This is a genomic window from Muriicola marianensis (genome assembly GCF_014638095.1).
Classification (GTDB): Bacteria; Bacteroidota; Bacteroidia; order Flavobacteriales; family Flavobacteriaceae; genus Muriicola; species Muriicola marianensis.
Genome location: NZ_BMFH01000001.1, coordinates 2,033,034 through 2,059,442 on the forward strand (window position 1 = coordinate 2,033,034; position 26,409 = coordinate 2,059,442).

The window sequence follows — 26,409 nt, forward strand, 5'->3', positions numbered from 1 at the left end:
AAGAAGGTATTTGGCGTTAGGAATTTTATTGTTATTCCTGTTCTCGATGGGATGCCTGAGACAGGACGACTTGTCGGCTCCAGAACAGGACTGTGATGCGGAGTTGTCTCCAAATATCACCCTGCTTGAAGTTTTGGATTCTTTCGATGGAAGTACACGGGAGATCCGGAACGAATGGGTCGTCGAAGCATACGTGATCTCCTCAGACAAAAGTGGAAACTTCTATAATACCCTCCATCTTCAGGACAGACCTGCGGTTCCGCAAGCAGGGGTACAGGTAGAACTCGAAATGCGGAATTCCCATTTGTTCTTTCCATTGGGACAAAAAGTCTTACTAAACCTCAAGGGACTTTATTTAGGAAGGTCCAAAGGCATCTTCAAACTGGGCCATGTGTACACTTCTTTTGGGAACCTGCAAGTGGGACGTATCCCAAAACACGCTGTTGCTGATCACGTATACAAAGTGTGTGAACCGCCCCAGGCTCTGGTTCCAAAAATACTCTCGGTGTCGGATCTCACTTCTCAACCCGCGAATACGCTGGTCGGACTTAAGAATATGGAATTTACACGGGAATTGAAGGATTCGACCTATGCGCGAGCTGAGGAGGAAACGGTCCGGACTATGCAGGATTGCGATGACCGTGAAATCGGCCTGTTGAGCAGCGGGTATTCCGACTTCCAAACGGAAACTCTACCCTCAGGGAAGGGTGCCATTACCGCCATCTATTATCCGGAAGGTGGGCAGGCCATGCTGATGGTCAGGTCACCTGAAGATCTCGACCTGAAAGGAGACAGATGTGAAGAGCTGATCACAGAATTCACTTCTTCATCCCTGATCATTTCGGAGCTCGCTGACCCGGATAATAACAGTGCTGCCAGGTATGTAGAATTGTATTATGCAGGCTCGGAACCCCTTTCCCTGAACGGGTGGAGGCTGGATCGTTATACGAATGACAATACGGAGAGAGGATCTACTCTCGACCTTTCCGCTTTTACCCTTAACCCGGGTCAGTTTCTACTGATCGCATCAGACGCGGTCGTCTTTCAACAGACTTATGGATTTGCACCGGATATGGAAGGTGGGACGAACAGCCCGGCAGACTCCAATGGAGATGATAACCTGGTGCTGGTCGACCCCTTTGGAACCGTGATCGATATCTTCGGGGTCGTAGGGGAAGACGGATCGGGAACCAATCACGAATTCGAGGACGGGAGGGCGTATCGAAAAGCAGGTATACAGCTTGCCAATCCTGTATTCGACCCATCAGAATGGGAAATCTTTAACGATACAGGCGCTTCCGGAACTACCAACCAGCCTCAACAGGCACCCGGGGATTTTTCGCCGGGAGCGAGGGACTGAACCCGGAACATATAGAAAACCATATTCCGCTTCAGACAGGAGCCTTGTAGGCGTATTTAAGCAAGTTTTCCATATTCGTGTATTCCAGGGCCTTTTCATGTGTTGCTTCCAGGATCACGGGAGGTGCTACCCCGGCCTGTTCTGCTTCGATCCAGCGGGAAACACACAAACACCACTGGTCGCCCGGTTTGAGCCCCGGGAACTGCCACTCCGGTATGGGGGTGATCAGATCGTTTCCCCTGCTCCTTGAAAAGTCGAGGAATTCCCGGGTTACCCTGGCGCATACCACATGTGTACCCCTGTCCTCGGCAATGGTTTTGCAATAGCCATCCCTGAAGTATCCCGTTACCGGGTCCTGGCAACAGGAGATCAATGGCAGGCCGAAAACGTTTAGTGGATTGTTTTCCATATGGCAATATAACCCCATTTCGAGAACTTTCCCGTTCTAAGTGATTTCCAGACGGCATGCATGGATAGAGGATTTCTATAATGGGAGGTGAATCCTCCCCGTCATTATCGTACCTTTAAACAGTAGTTAAACAGGTATTTATGGCACAGGAAGCTTTTTTTGAGGCAATCAGACAAGGAGATCTCGAAACGATAAGTTCGCTGGGGGAGAAGAACCCCGATCTTTACCGTTCCAGGGATGGCAGGGGGTCAACTCCTCTTATTCTGGCGGCCTACTACAACAAGGAAGCCGTTGTGGATCACCTGCTCAAAACGGGTGTCCCTGTGGATGAAAAGGACGGAGCAGGAAACTCTGCCCTTATGGGCTGTTGTTTCAAGGGATATGAGGGCATAGCGAGAAAATTGATCAAAGCAGGGGCCGACGTGAACACGATCAATTCCCTGGGGTCGAGTTGTCTTATTTATGCCGTCACGTTCAATCAGACCGAGGTCGCTAAATTACTCCTCAACCATGGGGCGGATATCCATATCAGAGATGCCAGGGGTCATTCGGCTCTGGACCATGCAAAAATGCAGGGGTTCAACCATTTTTTACCTATGCTCACTCCTACACCATAATAACAGAATCACTTGGCGACAATTTTAGATATAGCACTCGTCCAGTCGGAGATTTTCTGGCACAATCCTGAAAATAACCGGCGGCATTTTGCATCCCTGATCGATGGGATTGACAAGAAGGTTGATCTTATCGTACTTCCGGAGACCTTTACCACGGGCTTTACCATGACCCCTTCTGAGATCGATCCCTCTGAAGGTAACCGGACCCTGACCTGGATGAAGGAAGTGGCCAGGGAAAAAAGGGCTGCCATCGCCGGCAGTATTCCATTTTTTGAAGGGGGGAAGTATACCAACCGCCTTCTCTTTGTGGAGCCGGATGGCAAATCTCACCACTATGACAAACGCCACACCTTCACCCTGGCAGGGGAGCACAGATCCTATGCGCGAGGGGAAAGCAAGGTGCTTATCGAATACTGTGGATTCAGGATCTGTCCGATGATTTGCTACGATCTTCGTTTCCCCGTATGGACAAGGAATACCGAAGATTACGATCTGCTCTTCTTTGTCGCCAACTGGCCCAAACCCAGGATTGATGCCTGGGATACCCTGCTCAAGGCGAGGGCTATCGAGAATATGGCCTATTGCATTGGCGTGAACAGGGTGGGAACAGACGATAACGGATATGAATACGTCGGTCATTCGGCCTGTTACGATCCACTGGGGCATAGAGTGGCCTTTTCCGATCGGGATGAGGTACTATATGTAAAACTCGATAAGTCCCGAATAAAGGAGGTCCGGGATCAGCTAAGGTTCCTGGACGATCGGGACGAATTCATTCTTCAATAAGGAAGAGCTGTTCAAGCTCCCAATTCGCCCTGACCTCAATAGGGGTGGGAAAATAAATGACCTTTTCGGGCTGGATTTTTTTGTAAAAATCCCCTGTATCCCAGCGATCATTTTCATTTTCATCAAAAACAGCTCTGACCAGGTAGTTGCCCGGGCTCAGCAGGTTGAATTCAAAAACCCCATTCTCAAAGGCCGTGATGGAGCGGATAGTTTTACCATTGGTATCTGTGAGCTGCAGGAGAATAGGATATGGCAGCTCAGTCTCCAGCCGGATTCTCAAATTCCCGTAATCGGCATAGCTGCCTGTGATAAGCCGGTAGTTCAGGGTATCGTTGCTGTTGCCGAAGATATCTGCAAGGGCACCCGGTAAGAGTTTCAGATAGTAAGCATTGTTGGGTTCCTTCTCGAAATCGACAATTAACCGCTGGCCCACTGTATCCAGGGTGACTTCCATGGGCTGTGGCACGGAATCCCTGTTCATCAGCGAAATGAAGGCCGTATCTTTTTTGACTAGTGGGATATTGGAGGTGATGGCCATGGTATCCAGAAAACCGATGCTGCTTCTGTAACTGGCTGAAAGCTGCAGGGAATCCGGGGGCAGCTTACGGGATTTTACAGTAAATGTATCCCTTTGTTGCAGTCGGGGATTAACCACCTCAAAAATCAGGGAATCCGGATCAAAGGGAGTAAACCAGAAATTCAGGGAGTCCCTTCCAGGCATCTTTGCCAGGTAAGTAAATACTGAATCAGGGATAGGGCTTACAGGTTTGATCTCCAGTTGCTCGTCCGGACCCTTGTATCCAAAAAGGAGCCTGTTAGATGCTTCGAATTTGGGCACTGAAAGGCTGTATTCCGGTATTTCCCGGAACAGATTCAAAAGATATATCGAATCCGTGGGCAGGCTGATGGTATCTGCCACAAAGCCGATCTTGTCTACCACGGGATCGTACAGATTATTTTTTGCCTCGTCTTTAACCGCTATCAGCCGGTATTTCCCCGCTTTCAGATACTGCAGGCGAAAGACCGTGGTGCTGTCCTGGGTATTGGCCAGGTAGTTAGGAGGTGTCTTCCTGATTACAGTGTCGGTGTACGCGGAGTCGATCTCATACAACATGACACTGATAAAATCTTCGGTTTCCTTGTTAAATGCGTCCTTTACAACGCCTGTCAGGAAGAGGGAATCCAGGTAATCCCCGGTGGAGAAAACATAGGTTAGGAAGGGGTAGGGATTGTTTTCATTGTTGTCTACGATGCTTTCACCAAAGTTCAGGGTATAGGTGGTGTTCTCCTTCAGGGTATCCTTGATGACGATCTCAACATACTTGCTCGCCCCTCCCTGAGGGCTGATATCAGGGGGGTATTTAAATGGGGGGGAAACGATCAGTTTGTTCTGTACGTCCTGCAATTTGATGTATTCATCAAAAAATAAACGGATCCTGTTTCCCTTGAAATTCGTGCTGAGGTTTTCAGGCTCTGCCCTGAGCAGTACTGGGGGATCCGTATCCTTGGGCCCACCGGAAGGGCTTCCTCTTCTGGCACACTGATAAAGGGCCATAGCCAGGAAAAGCAGAAAAACCCCCGAAAGAAATCGCTTTAGATGCGCCATAAAGCCCGTTGTTTGGGCAAAGAAACAACTAATTTACAGAATTCTAAAATCAGGGAACCATAGCTATGGTCGCGATATAAACTTCAATTTCACCAACCTTTTTAAGGGCCTGAACACAGGCCTCCAAAGTTGCCCCGGTGGTGATGACGTCATCTATCAGCAGCACTTTTTTTCCTCTTAATTCACTGCCTTCGGTTACCCGGAAGATCAGACTCCGCTCATACCACCGGAATAACCTGGTTTTCCGGGTCTGGGTCTGGGTATAGGTACTCCTGACCAAAAGATCTTCCCTATGAGGCACGCAAAGACTGCGTGCTATTTCACCACTGAAGCCCGTCACCTGATTATATCCCCTTATTTTGAGTTTTTTTGGATGAAGGGGTACCGGGATGACCATATCCAGAGGGGGAAGTGCTTTATCGTCTGAGAGGATATTGCCATACCACCTCCCTAGAAATAGGCCAATCTGCTGCTGGTTTTTGTATTTGAGGTAGTGAATGAGGTTGCGAACGATGCCTTTTTCGTGAAAATACAGGAAACAAGAGGCTTTCTGAACCGGGATTCGTCCGTAAAAAACTCTGTCTAATCGGTTTTCATCGCAAAAATTGAACTCGGTAAGCGGTAATTGGTCTCGACAAGGAACACATAAAATTTTCTCTCCCCGATATAATCGTGCATTACATCCAAAACAGACTGTAGGGAAAAGGACCGTGTTGAGATCATTTAGTATATTTGGTAGCTTAGTAATATTCAAATCTTTACGCATTTTAACCTACTTGCAACGTACCTTCCAGCGAATGGATCTTCAGGAAAATACATTCAATTACAAAATCATTCTCGCAGCACTTGTGGCAGTGATCATAGGTATCCTGATCGCCTTTTACTACAGCTATGCGCAGTCTCAGAATCAGATTATATACCTGGAGGATGAAAAGACGCTTCTGGTGCGAGACCTTACGCTCATGAAAACCGAGGTAGACCGTCTTTCTGCCCTCAATGAGGTCAATGAGATCGAATTACAGGATTCCCGGGACCGGGTACAGCAATTGCTCGACTCAGTGGGCCGTCTCAATTTCACCATAGGAAAATTGAGTGAATTTAGGACCCAGCTCCGCAATCTTGAAGCACAATATGACAGTATTAAACTGAACAATAATTTGCTGAGGTACAACAACAGACTGCTTGCTAATCAATATCAGGAAACCCGGGAGATGCTGGAAGAACTCAGGGGCAGAAGCAACACCCTGGCTGAAACGGAGGCTTTGCTCAGGAGAAAGAACCAGGAGTTGAGTAGGGAGCTGAAGATGAAGAGCTACCTCAACCTGGCTAATGCCGAAGGGAGCGGGTTCAGGATGAGAAGCGGGAGGCCGATCAAGACGAACAAGGCATCCACAGTAGAGAAATTAAGGGGGTGTGTCACCATACAGGAAGACCCCAATACGATAACCCCTAAAGAAAAGGTCCTCTATTTTCAGTTTCTGGGCCCCAATATGGGGATTATAGAAGACAATGCGAATGTCATTTCAGTGAACGGAAATATCTACAGCAAAAGGGTGACCCTGATCTTCAGGGGGGAGGAAATGAGTGTTTGCGATTTCATCACTGTACCCGAAGGATCCCTTCTGGACGGTACCTACACCCTGAATGTATTCGAGGATGAAAAATTGCTCTCCACAACCGAATTTCAGTTAAAATAAACTATCCAGTCTTTCCTTAAAATTCTATTTTTGCCCCATGGCAAATCAAGAGGACATTTTCAAAAAGGTAATTTCACATGCCAAGGAATACGGTTATGTGGCCCAGTCGAGTGAGATATATGATGGTCTGAGTGCGGTATATGACTACCTTCAGAACGGAGCCGAACTCAAGAAGAATATCAGGGAATACTGGTGGCAGGCCATGGTACAGCTCCATGAGAATATCGTGGGGATCGATGCTGCCATTTTCATGCACCCTACCACCTGGAAGGCATCCGGGCACGTAGACGCCTTCAATGACCCGCTGATAGACAACAAGGATTCCAAGAAAAGGTACAGGGCCGATGTACTGGTCGAAGACCATGTAGCCAAGATCGAAGCCAAGATCGAAAAGGAGGTAGCCAAGGCAGCCAAGCGTTTCGGGGATGCATTTGACGAGGCACAGTTCAGGTCTACCAACACCCGTGTCATGGATTACCAGGAAAAAGCGGATACCATCATCAAAAGGTTGGCGAGATCCCTGGAAAAAGAAGACCTGGAAGATGTAAAGAATCTTATCCTGGAACTCGAGATCGTTTGTCCTGTCTCCGGTTCCAAGAACTGGACCGATGTCAAGCAGTTCAACCTGATGTTTGGAACCAAGTTGGGGGCCTCTGCCGAATCTGCCATGGATCTGTACCTGCGTCCGGAAACGGCCCAGGGGATCTTTGTAAACTTCCTGAATGTTCAGAAATCCGGTCGGATGAAGATCCCTTTTGGGATCGCCCAGATCGGAAAGGCATTCCGAAACGAGATCGTCGCACGCCAGTTCATCTTCAGGATGCGGGAATTTGAGCAGATGGAGATGCAATTCTTTATCAGGCCCGGAACTCAGAAAGAATGGTATGAATCCTGGAAAGAGACCCGAATGAAATGGCACCTTTCCCTGGGGATGGGAGAAGATAATTACCGCTTCCACGACCATGAGAAATTAGCGCATTACGCCGATGCCGCCGCTGATATCGAATTCAGATTCCCCTTCGGCTTCAAAGAACTTGAAGGGATCCACTCCCGAACCGATTTCGATCTCGGGAGCCATGAGAAATATTCAGGCAAAAAACTTCAGTATTTCGATCCGGAACTTGAAGAGAGCTATGTCCCCTATGTCATAGAGACTTCCATAGGCCTCGATCGTATGTTCCTAGCAGTGCTGGCCCATTCCCTGGTGGATGAAGAGTTGGACAACGGATCGACCCGTACTGTGTTGAAGATTCCGGCCGTACTCGCCCCTACAAAGGCTGCCGTATTACCCCTGGTGAAAAAGGACGGACTTCCGGAGATCGCCCATCAGATCATCGACGACCTTCGCCTCGATTTCAATGTCACCTATGACGATAAAGACGCCGTAGGCAGGCGCTATAGAAGGCAGGATGCTGCGGGAACTCCTTTTTGTATTACCGTAGACCACCAGACCCTGGAAGACAGGACCGTGACCCTGCGTCACCGCGATTCTATGGAGCAGAAACGGCTTCCGATCGAGGAGCTACACACTGCAATAGACAGGGAAGTGGGAATGAGGCACTGGCTAAAAAAGATCCTGTAAAATCAGAGCGTGTATTTGAGGCGAAGACTGCCGTACACATTGCGGTCATTACCCGGATAGTAATACCGGGGTTCCGCACCTCCAAAGGCATTGGTGTTGATCAAAACGGACTGCGCATAGCGCACATTGAAGAGGTTGTTGATACCCAGGCTTAATCCCAACCCTAACCGGGTACTTACTTTTCTTTCATATCTCCATTTCGTCCCGAAGAGATGGAAGGCATCGCTCGACAGGCTGTTGGCATCGGTAAGAGGGATACTGCCCACATACTGGTGGGTAGTGTTCCAGAAGAAGCTACTGCCGTACTGTAGTTGAAGGCCGCTGTTTAGCCTGTGCCTGGGCACCCCTGTCAATGGATTGCCGGAAAAAACTTCATCCCCATCCACAAAATCCACGAATTGATGATCGCTGTAAGTGTAATTCAGAAAGGGCATCAACTGCCAGTCGGGCCCCAACTCCCACAGGTAATTCAGGGCGGCTTCCAGGCCCCTGTGCCGTGTCTTCCCCGCGTTCCTTCCCACAAATTGATCATCCCCGACGCGTTCAGCTACTAGGAGATTCGATACATTCATCTGGTACACCGTCAGGAGCAGGTTGAGTCGGCCGTCGAAAAGAAACAAGCGAGAACCCAGCTCGTAATTCACCCCTTTTTCCTGTTCGATATCCGGATTGATGACCCCGTCCGGGGTAAGGGTTTCCTCCAGGGTGGGGTTGGAGAAACCCCTGCTGATATTGGCGTAGACAGACTGATAGTCAGAGAACTTGTAATCCAGATTCAGACTGGGCAAGGCAATGGTCCTGAAATTGCGATCGGCACTCCGGTTGGCATCCCCGGAATTGAACCGGTCCCTGTAGTCGTATTGGGTATGGTTGATGTTCAGGCCGAGTTGAAGGTTCAACCTTTCAACAAGTTCGAAATTCAAGGTGCCAAATGCATTGATCTGGGATCTGAATTCCTTGTTGTCAGCAAAAATATCGCCCTGCAGGCTACCTTCTCCATTATTCTCCTGGTAGTCATTCTCGTACTCCTGCCAGGTAAATTCATCCCGGTAGAGTTCTGCACCAAAAGAATAGGTCGTTTTTCGATCGAGAAGCCGCGTACGCCCCCTGAAATGGGTCCGCAACCCAAAGCCATTGGTATATTCATCAAGGATTCCGAATGGACGGACCTCGTAATGGTCGAGATAGGAATAAAAGATACTGGTCGTATTACGGAAATCAGCTGAAAAACGATGGGTAAAATTCAGCCCGAGAAGGGTGTACCTGTTATCTTCAAAGCCTTTCGAGGCCCCCCATATAAAAGCTGCCTGGGTGGGGTCTTCCATGAAAGCCGTGATGCCTAGGGAACTCGGGATCTGAGCCGTATAGTCGATATAGCTCAGAAGCAGACCTATCTCATTCTTTTCATTCAAGGAACGTGACATGCGCAGCAGCAGACCGTCCCTTTCAAATCGGTTGTTCTCCCTGTAGCCGTCGGTTTCCAGATGCTCATAGTTAAGATTAACACTGGTAAATTCATCCCGATGAGAAAAATTAAGATTGTTCTTAAACAGACTGTAAGAACCCAGGGTAGTGCTGTTGCTGAATTGTGTCCCCGTACCGAGGTTCTCCCGGGTAGTCAACAGGATGGCCCCTCCGAGATTGGTGCCGAAGGTGGTGGCCTTTGGACCTTTTACAACCTCAACCTGACTGAAATTCTCAAGGTCGAAGGCCTCGATGCTTGAGAAACCACTGCCATCCGTGACGGGGATATCGTCATAGTACAACCGGAGTTTGTCTGTTCCAAATAGCGTCCGTGCTCCAATTCCCCGGATCGTGATCCTGTTCGTATTCAACGCCCCGGACAGGATATAGACCCCCGGGATCTGGTTGATGGCTGAGACTGCGTCAACCGGACTGAAATTGTCGAAAACCTTCGCCCCTATAATCTGGGAAGGAATGATCCCCTCTGTCTGCTTAACTTTTTGTTCTTCCAGCAGCAGTACCTCAGGCAAAACGGTGATACTGTCTGTTTGAATGGTATTCTGACCATAGAGTACCAGGGTGCAGAAAAGAAAGGGAAATAGTATAAAGGCCGACCTCATTATAAAAATCTGAGGGGCAAAAATAAGTATTAAAAGCGGAATCCAAGAGAGATACCTCCCCGGGGTACGACTTCCGGAGCGAAGTCCGAATTGAGAAAATTTCGACCAATTCCGCCATATACCTCAGCCAAAAAGCCTCTTTTGGATATGAATTTCCCGCCAATACTAACCCCAAGTGCAAAATCGGTGTATTTTTCATCTGATCGGATCAGGTTCCCCGTCTGTTCGTCGAATTCAGCGTACACATCTTCATTACCGGAATTCAGCATGGCAAATCCTTCCACAAAAAAACCACTCGCATAGCCTTTGGAGAAGTACTTCCTGTAAAAAGGGGTCAAAGAAAAACTTCTATCGTACCCTATATCCTCATCGTATTCCCCTATCCTGAACAGGAGGCCAACCCCAAATGAAGTCTCCTCATTGATAATTGCTTCATAGGTGATATCACCAAACTTAAATGCGATAAGATTAAACACATTGAGCTTCAATTCATTCTGAGCGGTTCCCGTAACATCCGAGGATGCAGGGGCAGGATCCTGGGCAGAAGAAGCAGACACCATCATCATCACAAAAAGGGAAGCGAAAAAGAATCTTTTCATTGGATAAAAGTTTTAGGAAAGATATGTCGAATTGACGAGAATCCGATATGGAGCTTTGTTCAAAAATATGAGGTGCCGAATTACAAATGCACACAGGCCCGGTTTCCTCAAATGTTACGGATTCTTTATTTTCGGGCGAAATTTCAATACATGAAGATCGTATCCTACAATGTGAATGGAATCAGGGCTGCCCTCAACAAGGGATTTTTGGAATGGCTGCAGGATGTAGACCCCGATGTGGTATGCCTTCAGGAAATCAAGGCGATGGAGGAGCAATTGGATGTAAGTCTTTTTGAAAAGGCCGGGTACCCCTTCCACTACTGGTTCAGTGCCGAAAAAAAAGGGTATAGCGGAGTGGCCATCCTCGCTAAAAAGGAACCGGATCACGTTGAATTCGGTACGGGCATCGATTATATGGACAGAGAAGGAAGGAACCTCAGGGCTGACATAGATGGGGTCTCAGTGATGAGCCTCTATATTCCTTCTGGGACCAATATTGAAAGGCTGGATCATAAACTTCAGTACATGGCCGATTTCCAGGATTATGTGGATGGCTTAAAACAAGAGAATCCAAACCTTGTAATCCTGGGGGACTATAACATCTGTCATCGCGCCATCGATATACACGACCCGGTGAGGAACAAAAATGTTTCCGGCTTCCTGCCGGTAGAGCGTGAATGGATCGGCAACTTCATTGACAGTGGCTTTATTGACAGCTTCCGTCATTTTAATAAAGAGCCACACCAATATACGTGGTGGACCTACAGGGCGAATGCACGCAACAAAAACAAAGGGTGGCGGTTAGATTACGGGATGGTCAGCCGTAATCTGGAAGATCGCCTTCGCAGGTCAGTTATACTTTCTGCGGCAAGGCACAGCGACCATTGCCCCATCCTGGTGGAGCTGGAAACTCCGTAATTTTAATTCTTAGACCTGATCCTTACCTTTGCGGCCGAAATTCAAACCTGAGTACCATGATCTATACCAAGTTGCCGCATACCGATATAGAGGTGAGCAAGATCTGCCTGGGCACCATGACCTGGGGGAAGCAGAATACGGAAGCGGAAGGCCATGAGCAAATGGATTATGCCCTGGACCGGGGCATTAATTTCTTTGATACCGCAGAGTTGTATCCCATCCCTGCACATCCCGATCGATATGCCCTTACGGAAGAGATCATAGGCAACTGGTTCGCCAAAACGGGGAACAGGGCTAAGGTGGTATTGGCCTCCAAGATCGCCGGCAAAGCAGAATTCACCAAATTCATCCGAAGTTCTGGTTTTAGTAAGGATTCTCTGATCGAAGCAGTGAATGGCAGCCTGAAGCGGTTGCAAACGGATTATATCGACCTCTATCAACTCCACTGGCCCGAAAGGAACACCAACTACTTTGGACAGAGGGGGTATAAGCATGACCCCTCGGATTTCTGGAAAGACAACATCCACCAGGTGCTGGAAACATTGCGAGATCTGATCAGAGAAGGCAAGATCCGCCATGTGGGGCTCTCTAATGAAACCCCTTGGGGGACCATGAGGTTCCTGGAAGAAAGCAAAGTACACGAAAGCCTGCCCCGGATGATCACCATACAAAACCCTTACAGCCTCCTCAATCGCTCCTTTGAAGTAGGGCTCTCTGAGATCTCCCTTCGTGAAAAAATAGGATTGCTCGCCTATTCCCCATTGGGATTCGGGGTGCTTAGCGGGAAATATCTTGGAGGTAAAAAACCTGAAAAAGCACGGATCACCTTATTCCCGGCTTACAAAAGATACAGCGACGAACAATCGCAAAAGGCCACTCAGATGTACTACGACCTGGCCAGGGATCACGGTCTCTCCCTCACACAAATGGCCCTGGCATATGTAAATACTCGGCCGTTTCTGACCAGCAATATTATAGGGGCGACTTCCATGGAGCAATTGAAGGAAAATATCGGCAGCATTGACTTACTGCTTACCGAAGAAGTACTGAAGGGAATAGAGGCCATTCACCGGGAAATCCCGGATCCGGCACCTTGATCTAAAACGATCCCTGATCCACGTCGTGTACGAACCGGATCACCCCGTCAAAATAATTCTTCTGATCATCGTATTGGGATAAATGACTGCCATTAGGGCAATAGAGGTAGCGGCCGTTCTGCACTTCTTTTGACATCCATTCCATATGATCAGGATCCATGGTATCATAACGGGCACCAATTACAAGGGTGGGCACTCTGATCTCCTTCAGCCGTTCCTTCACATCCCAGTCCTTTAAGGTTGCATCACCTGTGATCCCGAACTCACTATAGCCCTGCATGTGTACATACACCTGGTTATTGGCGTGCTTTAGGGTTCGCATCACCGCTTCCGGCCATTGATCCGTGGGCCTGCGTAGTACATGTTCCGTGTAATAGTGTTCAAAGAGCAATTCTCCATACCGGGGGTTGCCAAAATCCTCTGCTTCCTCCATGGCTTTGATCTCCTTGTAGATCTCCGGATCCATCTGCGGTCCCAGGACGGTCTGGGCATAGGTGTTGTACTCAGGGATACTGCTCATCATATTGGAGATAACCAGACCCTTGAGGTTATCCTGGTATTTGAGGGCGTATTCCATGGCCAGGATCCCGCCCCACGACTGGCCGAGGAGATAAAAATTAGAATTGTCAAGCCCCAGGGCTTTGCGCACCTGTTCCACTTCTTCTACAAAGCGCTCAGTGTTCCAAAGGCTCAGATCGGCCGGCTGGTCACTGTAATAAGAACCCAACTGGTCATAGTAAATATATTCGATCCCTTCCTGCGGAAAATAACCGTCAAAGCATTCGTAAAGCTCGTGTGTCATCCCGGGTCCGCCGTGCAATAACAACACTTTTTTAGTGGGGTTGTTTCCCACCCGTTTGGTCCAGACTTTGAATGTGCCATTATCCGTGTTAATCGGGATCATTTTGATTCCCCCTGTGTACTGGTCGTCCCTGTTCTCGAAGCTCAGGTATTCCTCAAAGGAGCTGTTTGCCTGAACACTGTCTTCTTTGGGGGTGTTCTGACATGAAATGAGAAAGAAAACAGGTAACAGAAGGCTGGCGAAGATTTTCATTGTGATGGTTTTGATGACTCCTAAAGGTAAAAATTATCCGTTTATCTCAGCCGAACAATTCGCGTATCACGTCTTCAATCTTTGATACCTTACTGATCAGGATGTTGTGTTTTTTCAAACCGATCTTGTTGTTCTTGGACACAAAGATCCGCGTAAATCCCAGTTTCTCTGCTTCCAGGATGCGCTGGTCTACCCTTCGTACCGGCCTGACCTCTCCCGCAAGACCAATCTCGGCCGCAAAGCAGGTTCCTTTTTCAACAGGAATATCAGCATTGCTTGAAAGTACAGCAGCTACCACTCCCAGATCGATCGCAGGGTCATCCACCGAAATCCCCCCTGTGATATTGAGAAAGACATCTTTGGCGCCCAGCTTAAAGCCGGCCCTTTTTTCGAGTACGGCCAGGAGCATATTAAGCCTCTTGGCATTAAAACCGGTAGCCGTTCGCTGGGGTGTACCGTAAACTGCGGTACTCACCAGGGCCTGTATCTCTATGAGCAAGGGTCGCATCCCTTCCAGGGTAGCCACTATGGCCGTGCCGCTCAGGGACTCATCGTGTTTGGAGATAAGGATCTCAGAAGGATTACTCACTTCCCTCAGCCCGTCGCCCTGCATCTCGTATATTCCCAGTTCTGCAGTGGAACCAAAACGGTTTTTCAGAGCCCGGAGAATTCGGTACATATAATTCCTGTCGCCTTCGAACTGCAGTACGGTATCCACCATATGCTCCAAAATTTTAGGCCCTGCAAGGGTTCCGTCCTTGGTAATATGACCCACGAGGATCACAGGAGTGCCTGTTTCTTTGGCAAAGCGAATGAGTTCTGCCGTACATTCCCTGATCTGTGAGATACTGCCTGCCGAGGATTCGATGTGGTCTGAGTGGAGGGTCTGTATGGAATCGATGATCACAATGTCGGGCGAAACTTCCCGTATTTGCCTGAAGATCTGCTGTGTTTTTGTCTCAGTAAGGATAAAGCAATTTTCGCTTTCAGGGTGTAGCCGCTGAGCCCTCATCTTGATCTGTTTCAGGCTTTCTTCCCCTGAGACATAGAGGGTTTTATAGGGTAGGCGAAGGGCGATCTGCAGCAGTAGGGTACTTTTTCCTATGCCTGGTTCCCCTCCGAGAAGCACCATGGATCCGGGTACCAGTCCGCCTCCCAGGACGCGATTGAATTCCCGGTCGTTGAGGTTGAGGCGTATCTCCTCATCGGTCCCTATCTCCGCTATGTTCACCGAAGTGGCTGTTTTGGGCCCTCCGTTCAAAGTCGGTCTCCAGTCGGATTTCTCCTCCTTCTGTATCACCTCCTCCACGATGGTATTCCATTCTTTGCAGGCCGTACATTGCCCGGCCCATTTAGCGAACTGGGTACCACAATTCTGGCAGAAAAAGGCGGTTTTGGTCTTGGCCATAATCTGGTTAAAGATATTGTGGTTCCCACTAATAACAAAAGAAACACCCCGCAAAAAGCGGGGTGTGAATGTCTGCTGTATTACTATTTCCTAAAAACCAAAATCGGCTTTCAGAGCGTCTATCTTCTCCAGGGCCAGTTCCTTGGTCAGGAAGTCGATTTCCTGCATACCAAAAGCCTTTTCAAATGTGCGTAAAGCCTTTTTGGCCTCCCCGAGATGTTCGTAATATTCCCCTTCGAAGTAAAAGCCCATCATGGTATCCGGATATTGCTTTTTACAGAGGTCAGAAAGGGCTTTTAAGGATTCAAAATCTTCCTTCTTTCGGGTTGCGGCATAAATGGCCATAATATCGTTTAAGCTGACGTCCTTCCTGAACCCGAACAGCTCTTCAATGGTTCCGTATTTGTCTTCCAGATACTTGATCACGGGTTCCTCAGAAGTGAGGATCTGCTCCTTGTATTCCTTAGGCGTAATGGGCTTGAAAATCTCGAACATCTTCTCCCAGGCCTTACCGAGTCCGTAGGTAACCACGGATAGCTCTCCAGCTTCGGGATAGGCATCGAAGGAGTAATGTAAGGTGGGTTTTTGAACAGACTTCAGGTTCTGGTCAAGGATCCCGACTCCATCCTGGGATTTTTGCTTGTTTCCCCCGGTGATCAGATGATAGAAGATCTGTTGATCAAGGGCGAGAAGTCTTTCAGGTACTCTTACCTCCATTTCCGGAGCAAGTCTGGGGGCAATGCTGATAAATGCATCGAAAAACGACCTGTCCTTGAAGAGGAAGTAATTTCCAAAATTGGCCGTAATTCCGTAGCCGATGAACATCCTGAAAGGAGCTGTACTGAACTTTGTGTCCAGATAAGGGACGATCTCCATGCCGATAAATTCGTAAAACAACTTTCCTTTTTCCGTGGGAAGACCCGTACCTTCTTCAAAGGCGCAATCCTCCCAGCGAAGGTCATTCGCATGCTGATCTATCCCCACGACGATCACTTCGGGCATGCCTTCGAACCTGCTGTAGAATTTTGCATTGGCCACAACCTGGTCAAAAAGGTACTCGGCATCCAGCACAACTACCACGGGATACCTCTTTTCTGGGGTATAATCTTCCGGAAAGTAGTAGGATACATTCCTCCTCTCCTGTAATTTAAAGGACTCGAAAATCTCATGGGTAACCTGGGCAAAAGACAGCTGTGTGAACAGAAAGCTAAGGACCACGATGATGGCACTTCTCATAGAGTTGGTTTTTTGGTATGGGTAAGACCTACCGGTTTCTGTTCAATAACGGTAAGAGAAGGAAAGATATTGCACCAAAGACCACGACCATAAGGGTTTGGGCGATCCACATGATCCAGCCAAAAGCATCGCCAGAAACAGCGCTTACACCATAGATCGACAGGGCTTTGCTCACCGCTATAGGATACAGGCCAATTCCACCATTAGTCGTAGACATGGCAAAGGCGCCTGCGATAAATGCGACCAGGAATTCCGAAAATGCCAGAGACATGGTTTCCGCCACTGTGAATTTGATCACCCAGAACATAGCGATATAGGCTGCCCAGATAAAGAGGGTGTGAAAAATGAACAACCATTTATACCGCATCCTGAAGATGCTCATCACCCCGTCGAGCAGGCCTTTGACCAGGTCTTTCAGCTTGATGGCAAGGCGGGAACTCGATCTTCGCAGAAAGGCGAGGAAAACAAAAAGCATCAATATTCCGACAGCCACAAGGACGAGGGTTGCCGTTAGCCCTATGCCATTTGCCTTGAGATAAGAAAGGATCACCTGGGTCTGGGAGATCAGGGCGATAAAAATGATCAGAAGAAGCATTAACAGGTCGATCACCCGCTCGGTCACGATGGTCCCGAAACCTTTTTGGAATGGGACTTTCTCATAGGTTGCCAGGGCTGTTGCCCTTAGGATTTCTCCTGACCTGGGGATACCGAGGTTGGCAAAATATGCGATGAGGATAAACAGGATGTTATTCCTGATCTTGGGTTTATAACCAAGGGGTTCCAGGAGATAGTTCCACCTAATAGCCCTCGAGATATGGCTGAGGATTCCTATAATCACCGATATTCCAACCCAAAACAGGTCGGCCTCTCTGATATATCTGAAGATCTCTTTTCTGTCCTCCGGGGAAGTGTTGTAGTAGGAATACCAAATCAAAAATACGCCCAGGAGGATGGGGACGACGATCTTTAGGAGTCTTTTGAAGCGGGTGTTCAAAGGTTAGTTTAACATGTTGTTCTCTTCATTGGGGAAGATCATGGCAGGCTCGAAGGTCCTGGCCTCTTCCAGCTCCATCCATGCATAGGTGATAAGGATAAGGACATCCCCCACAGCTACTTTCCTGGCTGCGGCACCGTTAAGGGTAACTTCACCCGAGTTCCTGGGTCCAGGAATCGCATAGGTTTCAAGTCGTTCTCCGTTGTTGTTGTTTACGATCTGTACCTTTTCACCCCTGATGATATTTGCCGCATCCATCAGGTCTTCGTCTATCGTAATACTGCCGATATAGTTGAGGTCGGCCCCGGTAACTTTTACCCTGTGTATCTTGGATTTAACTACTTCAATTTTCATGGTGCAAAAATAATCAATTCATCGCGATATTATCAATGAGGCGGATCCCTTCCGCATAAACGGCGATAAAGCCCCTGTATTTCCTGTTTTTCTGTTTTTTCATCACAGGGGTCAGGGTTTCTTCATCTGCGATCTGGAAATACTCGAGATCCATATCTTTCTGGGCAGAGAACACCTCTTTAACATACGCGATTACCTTAGTCGCATTTTCCGTGCCAAACATACATCTGGCTTTTTCCAGGGTTTGGTATATAAGTCCGGCCTTCTTTCTCATCTCTTCAGAAAGCAATCGATTTCTGGAACTCATGGCCAGGCCTTGTGCTTCACGAACAATAGGGCAACCGACAATTTGCAATGAGAAAGGTAGGGTACGTGCCAGATTCCTGACGATCTGTAATTGCTGGAAATCCTTCTCCCCAAAGTAGGCTTTGTCGGGCCTGATGAGTTCAAAGAGTTTTTGAACCACCGTGGCAACCCCATTGAAATGCCCGGGTCTGAAGGCTCCTTCCATGACCTTGTCCAGGCCATCAAAGAAATATTCCTTCGAGGTTACTTCCTCCCCGTACAATTCTTCGATAGAAGGAGCGAATACGATAATGCCTTGGTCTACAGAATTCAGGAGGGACAGGTCCTCCTCCAGGGTCTTCGGATATTTTTCGAGGTCTTCCGGGTTGTTGAACTGGGTGGGATTTACAAAGATCGTTACAAGAACAGTATCATTCTCGCTGATGGCCTTCTTTACTAAACTGAGGTGTCCCTCATGCAGGGCCCCCATGGTGGGAACCAGCCCCAGGGTACCCTTGTGGGAATCCAGGTGCTTCAGCAATTCCTTCCTGCCCGAAATCAACTTCATAGCACAGCTTAAAAAGCGTGCAAACTTACTATAATTACGGCTAATCTGCATAATTTTTGTAATTTTGCGGCTACGTTTCCGCGATAAATTAAAGTCGACCTGTATGAATGGTAAAAAGATATTGTTCGTATCTTCAGAATTAGTGCCCTACTTACCAGAAAATGAAGTTTCCTTAATGTCTTACGAAGCGCCCCGGATGGTCAACAGCAGAGGGGGCCAGATCCGGATCTTTATGCCCCGCTATGGGAATATCAATGAGCGGAGGCATCAGCTACACGAAGTGATCCGGTTATCGGGAATGAACCTTGTGATCAATGACATGGACATGCCTCTGATCATCAAAGTAGCTTCTATCCCAAGGGAACGTATCCAGGTCTATTTTATAGATAATGAAGAGTACTTCAAGAGAAAGGCGACCTTTACAGATGAAAACGGGGATCTTTTTCCTGACAATGATGAGCGTGCGATCTTCTTCGCTAAAGGAGTGGTAGAAACGGTCAAAAAGCTTAACTGGAATCCCGACATTATCCACATTCACGGGTGGATGTCCTCCCTTCTTCCTTTGTACCTCCGCAAGTTCTATGCAGATGAGCCCCTGTTCGCAGACAGTAAGATCGTACTTTCAGTATACGGCAAGAGTTTTGAAGGGATTCTCGACAAAGACCTGATCAAGAAGGTGGCATTTGATGGTATCCCGGATGATGCCCTCGAACTCCTGAAAGAGCCCACGTATAATAATTTGTTAAAAATAGGGGTGAGTTATTCGGATGCTGTAATTTTAGCTGCTGAAGGCATTCCAGAAGATCTGCTTTCATTCATCAAAGACCAGCAGAAACCCGTGTTGCCGTATGTGCCGATTCAGGAATTTGAAGAGGCTTATGCGAATTTCTATGACACCGAAGTTTTAAACTAAGCCCCATGCGATTTTTTCTCAAAGTAAAGGTTCCGGCCCTTTTAGGAACATTCCTCTTCCTTGCACTTATGTCCTGCGACGAAGACATCACAACCATAGGAAATGGGGTGATCGATGGAAGTCCCTTTGTCTCGGACAAGGCCGAATATGACGTCTTTGCCTACAACAGAAATGTAGTGGCCGTACAGACCAACAGGCTCCCATTATATCAGATCGGAGTTTTCAATGACCCTATCTACGGGAGAACGACGGCCAGCATCACTTCACAGGTCTCTCTGAGCGGGGGCACCGGCAATCCGACCTTTGGAAATTATTCTCAGCTGACCGAGGACAATGCTGATAACGATGATATTGATGCTACCATTGAAGAGAACGAAAGAATAAAAGAAGTAATTCTATACATTCCCTATTTGAGGAACAGCAGCGGAGACAGTGACCTCGATGGAGTGATTGACGAGTTTGATGTCGACCCAGAAGATCCCAACAGTGACAGTGATGGGGATGGCCGAACCGATAATGAGGAAAGATTGTCTGGGACTGACCCGCTTAACCCGGATACGGATGGAGACGGGATCAACGATGACGAGGATACCAGTACTTTACCCAACAGGTTTCCGGTAAAGAGGGACCTGGACAGCATTTACGGGAATAGGGATGTTCCTTTTAATTTCAAGGTAGAACGATCTACCTATTTTCTCAGGGACCTGGATCCGAACAGCAATTTCCTGGAGGCACAGGAGTATTATTCGAGCCAGGAATTTGCCCCTGCATTCGTGTCCGACGTGCTTTTCGACGGAGCGGTACTAATAGAGGATGAGCAGACCCTGGTTTTCGCGGAAGACGATCCGGACACGGAGGATGATGAGTCCCTGCAGGCCCCTGAGGTCATTGAACCCGGTATAAGGGTGGCTTTGGATCCAGACTTCTTCCAGCAGAATATCCTGGATAAGGAAGGGTCATCAGAGCTGATCAGCAGTTCTAACTTCAAAGACTTTTTCAGGGGAATACACATGTCAATAACTCCCATTACTGATGATATCATGTTGTTGCTAGATCTTAGGACGGCCACTATCACAATGAGCTATGAATACGACCGGTTAGTAGATGGTGAGATGGAAATAGCAGAGCGAACCTATACGTTGAACCTGATCACCGGACAGGGGAATGCCCCGATCACTGGTAATGCGGTAAACACCATCCTGAGTGAACCCTATCCGACACAGGTGAGCGACAATCTCAACACAGGCCAGAATGCCTCGAGGATTTACCTGAAAGGCGGACCAGGGATATTTGCGGAAATAGCTCTTTTCGAGGAGAATAACGGAGAGACTGTGATCAACGAAATCAAATCGCGGAACTGGATCATCAATGAAGCCAACCTGGTCTTTTATGTAGACCGGGAGACTCTGGACGCTGCCGGAGGGATCGTGGAACCCCCCAGATTATATATGTACAATACGGATACCAATGTCCCTGTATACAACCCGGCGAATGAGAATAATGCTGCGGATTCTCGATTTGGGATATACCTCGATTACGATGCCAGATTACAAGAGGAAAGCGACAGAGGGATCAAATACACGGTGCGGATCACCGACCATATCAACGACCTGGTCCTGAGAGATTCCACGAATGCGACCCTGGGCCTGGCGATTTCAGCAGACATCAGGATCTCAGGGGTATCCAACGCCCTCCTGGAGGGTAATGCAGAGAAGGATCTCCCGGTTGGTTCTAATTTGAGCCCTCTGGGCACTGTACTCTACGGCAGTGGCACCAACGTCCCTGAAGACAAAAAGCTCAAACTCGAGATCTTCTATACAGAGGCTAATTAATCCCATTTATCTATACCACTGGTGGAGAAAATTGCGTTATATAACGCAAAATCAACATTAGTTTTAATACATCTCGTAAATTTACGGACCGAAATATCGGCTTAATCCTTTATATATGTGTGGAATAGTAGGTTATATTGGGCATCGGGAGGCATATCCCATAATCATGAAAGGGCTTCAGAGGCTCGAATACAGGGGGTATGACAGTGCCGGAATCGCTCTTTTCGACGGGAATCAGATCAACATGTCCAAAACCAAGGGAAAGGTAGAGGACCTGAAGAACAAATCCGAAAAGAACATTGCCGTCAACGGATCCCTGGGAATGGGCCATACCCGATGGGCTACCCACGGTGTTCCCAACGATGTGAACTCTCACCCCCACTATTCGAACTCCGGGAATCTGGTAATCATTCACAATGGGATCATAGAGAATTACGAGGCGATCAAGACAGAGCTGTCTAAAAGGGGCTATGTTTTTGAATCGGATACCGATACTGAGGTGCTGGTCAACCTGATAGAGGAGGTAAAGAAAAAAGAAAAGGTAAAACTCGGAAAAGCGGTACAGATCGCTTTGAACCAGGTCGTCGGCGCTTATGCAATCGCGGTATTCGACAAAGAAAAACCGGATGAGATCGTGGTGGCCAAACTCGGTAGTCCGTTGGCCATAGGGATAGGCGACCGAGAATTTTTCATCGCCTCGGACGCTTCACCTTTTATTGAATATACCAATAACGCGGTTTACCTCGAAGACGAGGAGATGGCTATCGTAAGGCCGGGGAAAGAGATAAAACTGCGCAAGATCAAGGATGATGCTGTGGCGTATCCCATGATCCAGGAATTGAAGCTCAACCTGGAGGAGATTGAAAAGGGAGGATACGACCATTTTATGCTGAAGGAGATCTATGAGCAGCCTCGGGCTATAAAAGATACCTACAGAGGTAGGTTGCTCGTAGACCAGGGTATTATTAAAATGTCCGGGATAGACGATAACCTTGAGCGATTCATGAATGCAAACCGCATCATTATCGTGGCCTGTGGTACCTCCTGGCATGCCGGACTTGTAGCCGAATATATATTCGAAGATCTGGCTCGTATACCTGTAGAGGTGGAGTACGCCTCAGAGTTCAGGTATCGAAACCCGGTGATCACCAGCAAGGACGTAGTAATCGCTATTTCCCAATCGGGAGAGACCGCAGATACGCTTGCCGCGATCAAACTGGCCAAAGAGAGAGGAGCATTTGTGTTTGGTGTTTGTAACGTGGTGGGTTCTTCCATTGCACGTGAAACCAATGCAGGAGCATATACCCACGCCGGTCCTGAGATCGGGGTGGCTTCCACTAAGGCCTTTACCACACAGATCACCATCCTGATGATGCTCGCCTTAAAACTCGCCAAGGAAAAGGGTGAATTAAACGAATCAAAATATCATGAGATCCTTTCCGAACTGGAGAATATCCCCAGCAAGGTGGAAAAGGCGCTCGAGGCCAACCCGCTGGTAGAGATCATCGCAGACGTCTACAAAGAATCAGACAATTGCCTGTACCTCGGTCGTGGTTACAATTTCCCGGTGGCCCTTGAAGGGGCATTGAAATTAAAGGAGATCAGTTATATCCACGCAGAGGGGTATCCGGCTGCCGAAATGAAACACGGACCGATCGCCCTGATAGATGAACAAATGCCTGTGATCGTGATAGCCACAAAGAAAGGACATTACGAAAAAGTGGTGAGCAATATTCAGGAGATCAAAACCCGAAAAGGAAAGATCATCGCCATCGTAACTGAGGGGGATACACAGGTGAGAGAACTTGCAGACCACGTGATTGAGGTGCCTGAGACCCTGGAAAGTCTGAGTCCGCTCGTCACCACCATACCTTTACAGTTGCTCTCTTACCACATAGCCGTCATGAGAGGTTGCAATGTAGACCAGCCGAGAAACCTCGCCAAGTCGGTCACGGTGGAATAAATCACCATCACATACAACTAAAAATTTCAGACCCTTCATCATGAAGGGTCTTTTTGTGTTTTCGATCAGACGAAGCACTGTACAGAGATCTCATTTCTTGAGAGATTCACAATCCTGCCCTCCTTTTGTTTTGGGATTATCAATTCTGACCATTGCTTTTTTTAATATTACTATTCCACGATGTAAAAAAATCGTTAAATTGCTCGGAAATTAAAGACCCAGACGAATGAGAACAACGCTTTTATTATTCTTCCTGCTCTTAGGATTTGGAATGCACGCACAGACCACCGTTCAGGGAACGGTAAAAGATGAAGCCGGTGAACCTGTCCCGGGAGCCAACATTATTATCATCGGAACAACCACAGGTACCGTTTCCGATTTTGACGGGAATTTCACCCTTGCTGCTTCACAGAATCCCCCATTTGTCATCCGGGTCACGAGTATTGGTTATACAGAGGTAACGGCCCAGATCACATCGAACAATCAGACTGTAGCCATTGTGCTGCAGGAGGCACAGACCCTTCTCGATGAGATCGTGGTTTCTGCTTCGAGGACTCCGGAACGGCTATTTGAATCCCCTGTATCGGTAGAGCGATTTGGTTTGAAGGAGATCAAAAATACGGCAGCTGAATCATTTTATGGAGGACTGCAGAATCTGAAGGGAGTAGATATCAATACCAACAGTTTGACCTTCCAGTCGATCAACACCCGTGGTTTCGCCACCTTTGCGAACACCCGTTTTCTGCAATTGGTTGACGGAATGGACAACTCGGCCCCCGGTCTCAACTTCGTGCTGGGTAACCTGGTGGGGATGTCAGAACTTGAAGTGCAAAGCATTGAAATCCTGCCCGGAGCTTCGTCAGCACTGTATGGTGCGGGCGCCTTCAATGGTATTCTCTTTATGACCAGCAAGAGTCCCTTTGATTTTCAGGGGATCAGCGCCTATTTCAAAACCGGGATTACCTCCCAGGAGGCTGCCGGAGACAATAACTACTATGACTTTGGGATCAGGGCAGCCCATGCCTTTAGCGACAAGCTCGCTGTGAAAGCCAACTTTTCCTTCTTAAAAGGGGAGGATTGGCATGCCAACAGCACGGTTGACCTGAACAACCCGGGTGCAGACCGGACCAATCCGGCATATGATGGCCTGAATGTCTATGGGGATGAGGTATCTACACTTCTGAACTTTGATGCCCTTGCAGGTCTGCCATCGGGTACGGTTGGATCTGCTGTTGTGAGCAGAACCGGATATGACGAGATCGATCTGGCCAACTATTCGGCAGAAAGCGTAAAAACCGATTTCTCGGTGTATTACAGGCCGTTCGCAGACGATTTCGAGATCATCTATAACGGACGGATCGGTCGCGGTAATACCCTGTACCAGGGTGCTAACCGTTACTCCATTAAAAACTTTATTCTACAACAGCACAAACTGGAATTCCGAAATGACAATTTCTTCCTTAGGGGATATATCACTTCGGAGGGATCGGGAGATTCCTATGACACCCGTTTTGCTGCTATCAACGTAAACCGCAGATGGAAGGGAGATACACAATGGTTTACCGAATATGCCCAGACCTATATCGGGGCACGACTTGGAGTGGGAACCGGGGTTCCTCTCGATGAGGATACGGCACATGCCCTGGCCAGGCAGGCGGCTGATACAGGCCGTTTTGTTCCGGGAACACCTCAGTTCCAGAATGCTTTTAATGCCGTGATCAACGATGGGGACCTTACCACAGGGGCCAAGTTCATCGATAATACCCAACTGCGGCATGTCAATGGTAATTACAATTTCTCTCACCTGACAAAAGACTTCGCTGAGATCCAGATTGGAGGTTCCTTCAGGGAGTATGTCTTAAATTCCAATGGTACTATCTTTACAGATCTCGATGGACCTATCAGCTATAACGAATACGGTGCGTATATGCAGCTGCAGAAAAAACTTCTGGAAGAGCGACTGAAGTTTACCGGGTCCGTCAGGTATGACAAAAACCAATTCTTCGACGGATTCTTCTCACCAAGAGTTTCACTTGCATACACTGCGGGGGAGAAAAGGAATCACAATATACGGATCTCGGCCCAGCAGGGATTCCGGAATCCGACCACGCAAGATCTTTTTATTGGTCTCAATGCCGGAAGGGCTATACTCGTAGGCTCGGCACCGGATAACCTGGACAGGGATATCAGAACATTTCCTGTAAGTACCTCCGGGCAGGCTATTACCGGATCAAGTACGGCTACCGTAGTAGGAAGAGCGGCTTATGAGAATGCATTTTCCCTGGCCTCTGTCAATGCAGGGACTCCCACTGCGGTCAATACACCATTGGTACAGCCGGAAGAGATCACAGCTTACGAATTGGGTTATCGTGCACAACTGGGCAAGGTAGCTGTTGATCTTAGCGGATATTACAACCAGTATACCAATTTCATCTCCAATACCACTGTGCTTGTACCGTTTTACGGTCAGGCGGGGGACAACGGTTTATCATTGCTGGCCTTGCAGAATGGCGATTTCTTCGCCTACCAGAATTACACCAATTCTCAGGCCGACATAAATTCGTACGGTGCCACCGTTGGGGTTGACATGAAAATTTTAGGCAATTTCGACCTGGGTGTTAATTATACCTATGCCGAACTCGATTTCGATCAGGCCGCCTTCCCGGATTTCCGGACCAATTTCAACACGCCCAACCACAAGGTAAAGGCCTCATTTGGAAACACCGAATTGTTCGAGAATTTTGGCTTTAAAGTAAATTACCGCTGGAGTGATACCTATTTCTGGCAGGCTACTTTCGCTGATGGCGATATACCTTCCTACAGCGTACTGGATGCTCAAATTAACTATGCAGTACCGGATATCAAATCTGTATTTAAGGTTGGTGGATCCAATATCCTGGGAGAGGAGTATTTCTCAGCTGTGGGTACCGGGGCTGTAGGTTCCATTTTCTACGTAAGCTGGACGGTAAACCCTTAAGAGGCAACTTCTAACACAAAAATGAAAGCACCGTGGAAACGGTGCTTTTTTTATGCGAAAAAATCAACCT

22 protein-coding genes are annotated in these 26,409 nt (G+C 48.0%); 11 read left to right on the forward strand and 11 right to left on the reverse strand.

What is annotated here, in order from left to right:
- The first annotated feature begins 10 nt into the window (after positions 1 to 10).
- Positions 11 to 1,360 carry a DUF5689 domain-containing protein gene (locus tag IEV19_RS09195; protein WP_188370358.1) on the forward strand — a complete coding sequence of 450 codons (1,350 nt, stop codon included), beginning with the start codon at positions 11 to 13 and terminating at the stop codon, positions 1,358 to 1,360.
- A 31-nt stretch (positions 1,361 to 1,391) separates the two neighbouring features.
- Here the strand turns inward: IEV19_RS09195 and IEV19_RS09200 are convergent, their stop codons facing one another.
- Positions 1,392 to 1,769, reverse strand: a complete 378-nt coding sequence (locus IEV19_RS09200; protein WP_188370359.1) for a DUF2237 family protein — start codon at positions 1,767 to 1,769, stop codon at positions 1,392 to 1,394.
- A 140-nt stretch (positions 1,770 to 1,909) separates the two neighbouring features.
- Here IEV19_RS09200 and IEV19_RS09205 point away from each other — a divergent pair, with 140 nt between their 5' ends.
- Positions 1,910 to 2,386, forward strand: coding sequence for an ankyrin repeat domain-containing protein (locus tag IEV19_RS09205; protein WP_188370360.1), 477 nt, complete (start codon positions 1,910 to 1,912; stop codon positions 2,384 to 2,386).
- Positions 2,387 to 2,398: 12 nt separating this feature from the next.
- Positions 2,399 to 3,172, forward strand: a complete 774-nt coding sequence (locus tag IEV19_RS09210; RefSeq protein ID WP_188370361.1) for an amidohydrolase — start codon at positions 2,399 to 2,401, stop codon at positions 3,170 to 3,172.
- Here the strand turns inward: IEV19_RS09210 and IEV19_RS09215 are convergent.
- Positions 3,159 to 4,778 carry an Ig-like domain-containing domain gene (locus tag IEV19_RS09215; RefSeq protein ID WP_188370362.1) on the reverse strand — a complete coding sequence of 540 codons (1,620 nt, stop codon included), beginning with the start codon at positions 4,776 to 4,778 and terminating at the stop codon, positions 3,159 to 3,161. The genes IEV19_RS09210 and IEV19_RS09215 overlap by 14 nt on opposite strands.
- A gap of 49 nt (positions 4,779 to 4,827) precedes the next feature.
- Positions 4,828 to 5,175 carry a ComF family protein gene (locus tag IEV19_RS13860; RefSeq protein WP_229732523.1) on the reverse strand — a complete coding sequence of 116 codons (348 nt, stop codon included), beginning with the start codon at positions 5,173 to 5,175 and terminating at the stop codon, positions 4,828 to 4,830.
- 400 nt (positions 5,176 to 5,575) lie between these two features.
- Here IEV19_RS13860 and IEV19_RS09225 point away from each other — a divergent pair, with 400 nt between their 5' ends.
- Both IEV19_RS09225 and IEV19_RS09230 read left to right on the forward strand, forming a co-directional pair.
- On the forward strand, positions 5,576 to 6,475 hold the full coding sequence (locus IEV19_RS09225; protein ID WP_188370364.1) for a DUF8428 domain-containing protein: 900 nt from the start codon (positions 5,576 to 5,578) through the stop codon (positions 6,473 to 6,475).
- A gap of 37 nt (positions 6,476 to 6,512) precedes the next feature.
- Positions 6,513 to 8,057 carry a glycine--tRNA ligase gene (locus IEV19_RS09230; RefSeq protein WP_188370365.1) on the forward strand — a complete coding sequence of 515 codons (1,545 nt, stop codon included), beginning with the start codon at positions 6,513 to 6,515 and terminating at the stop codon, positions 8,055 to 8,057.
- Positions 8,058 to 8,059: 2 nt separating this feature from the next.
- Here IEV19_RS09230 and IEV19_RS09235 read toward each other — a convergent pair whose 3' ends face one another.
- Positions 8,060 to 10,141: a TonB-dependent receptor family protein gene (locus tag IEV19_RS09235; protein ID WP_188370366.1), complete on the reverse strand. Its 2,082-nt coding sequence runs from the start codon at positions 10,139 to 10,141 to the stop codon at positions 8,060 to 8,062.
- Positions 10,142 to 10,170: 29 nt separating this feature from the next.
- Positions 10,171 to 10,740 carry a DUF3575 domain-containing protein gene (locus IEV19_RS09240; protein WP_188370367.1) on the reverse strand — a complete coding sequence of 190 codons (570 nt, stop codon included), beginning with the start codon at positions 10,738 to 10,740 and terminating at the stop codon, positions 10,171 to 10,173.
- 150 nt (positions 10,741 to 10,890) lie between these two features.
- On the opposite strand from IEV19_RS09240, the gene IEV19_RS09245 reads away from it, so the two are divergent.
- Both IEV19_RS09245 and IEV19_RS09250 read left to right on the forward strand, forming a co-directional pair.
- The gene (locus IEV19_RS09245; RefSeq protein ID WP_188370368.1) at positions 10,891 to 11,658 is read left to right on the forward strand and encodes an exodeoxyribonuclease III; all 768 of its coding nucleotides are present in this window, start codon (positions 10,891 to 10,893) and stop codon (positions 11,656 to 11,658) included.
- 56 nt (positions 11,659 to 11,714) lie between these two features.
- Positions 11,715 to 12,755: an NADP(H)-dependent aldo-keto reductase gene (locus IEV19_RS09250; protein WP_188370369.1), complete on the forward strand. Its 1,041-nt coding sequence runs from the start codon at positions 11,715 to 11,717 to the stop codon at positions 12,753 to 12,755.
- Between the two features lies 1 nt (position 12,756).
- Here the strand turns inward: IEV19_RS09250 and IEV19_RS09255 are convergent, their stop codons facing one another.
- The 6 genes from IEV19_RS09255 to panC form a co-directional block, all read right to left on the reverse strand.
- Positions 12,757 to 13,809: a proline iminopeptidase-family hydrolase gene (locus IEV19_RS09255; protein WP_188370370.1), complete on the reverse strand. Its 1,053-nt coding sequence runs from the start codon at positions 13,807 to 13,809 to the stop codon at positions 12,757 to 12,759.
- Between the two features lie 46 nt (positions 13,810 to 13,855).
- Positions 13,856 to 15,217 carry a DNA repair protein RadA gene (gene radA / locus IEV19_RS09260; protein WP_188370371.1) on the reverse strand — a complete coding sequence of 454 codons (1,362 nt, stop codon included), beginning with the start codon at positions 15,215 to 15,217 and terminating at the stop codon, positions 13,856 to 13,858.
- Between the two features lie 90 nt (positions 15,218 to 15,307).
- Positions 15,308 to 16,453 (reverse strand): alpha/beta hydrolase, encoded by a 1,146-nt coding sequence (locus tag IEV19_RS09265; RefSeq protein WP_188370372.1) that lies wholly within the window; start codon positions 16,451 to 16,453, stop codon positions 15,308 to 15,310.
- 28 nt (positions 16,454 to 16,481) lie between these two features.
- Positions 16,482 to 17,447: a lysylphosphatidylglycerol synthase transmembrane domain-containing protein gene (locus IEV19_RS09270; protein WP_188370373.1), complete on the reverse strand. Its 966-nt coding sequence runs from the start codon at positions 17,445 to 17,447 to the stop codon at positions 16,482 to 16,484.
- A gap of 3 nt (positions 17,448 to 17,450) precedes the next feature.
- Entirely contained in the window at positions 17,451 to 17,801 is a 351-nt protein-coding gene (panD, locus tag IEV19_RS09275) for an aspartate 1-decarboxylase (RefSeq protein WP_188370374.1), read from the reverse strand.
- A 13-nt stretch (positions 17,802 to 17,814) separates the two neighbouring features.
- Positions 17,815 to 18,654, reverse strand: a complete 840-nt coding sequence (gene panC / locus IEV19_RS09280) for a pantoate--beta-alanine ligase (protein ID WP_188370375.1) — start codon at positions 18,652 to 18,654, stop codon at positions 17,815 to 17,817.
- Between the two features lie 103 nt (positions 18,655 to 18,757).
- On the opposite strand from panC, the gene IEV19_RS09285 reads away from it, so the two are divergent.
- From IEV19_RS09285 to IEV19_RS09300, 4 genes are all read left to right on the forward strand, one after another.
- Positions 18,758 to 19,567 (forward strand): glycogen/starch synthase, encoded by an 810-nt coding sequence (locus IEV19_RS09285; RefSeq protein WP_188370376.1) that lies wholly within the window; start codon positions 18,758 to 18,760, stop codon positions 19,565 to 19,567.
- Positions 19,568 to 19,572: 5 nt separating this feature from the next.
- A complete protein-coding gene (locus tag IEV19_RS09290; protein ID WP_188370377.1) occupies positions 19,573 to 21,399 on the forward strand; it encodes a DUF4270 domain-containing protein in 1,827 nt (608 codons plus the stop codon).
- A gap of 115 nt (positions 21,400 to 21,514) precedes the next feature.
- Positions 21,515 to 23,362, forward strand: coding sequence for a glutamine--fructose-6-phosphate transaminase (isomerizing) (gene glmS / locus IEV19_RS09295; protein ID WP_188370378.1), 1,848 nt, complete (start codon positions 21,515 to 21,517; stop codon positions 23,360 to 23,362).
- A 226-nt stretch (positions 23,363 to 23,588) separates the two neighbouring features.
- On the forward strand, positions 23,589 to 26,339 hold the full coding sequence (locus IEV19_RS09300; RefSeq protein WP_188370379.1) for a TonB-dependent receptor: 2,751 nt from the start codon (positions 23,589 to 23,591) through the stop codon (positions 26,337 to 26,339).
- Positions 26,340 to 26,409 lie beyond the last annotated feature (70 nt).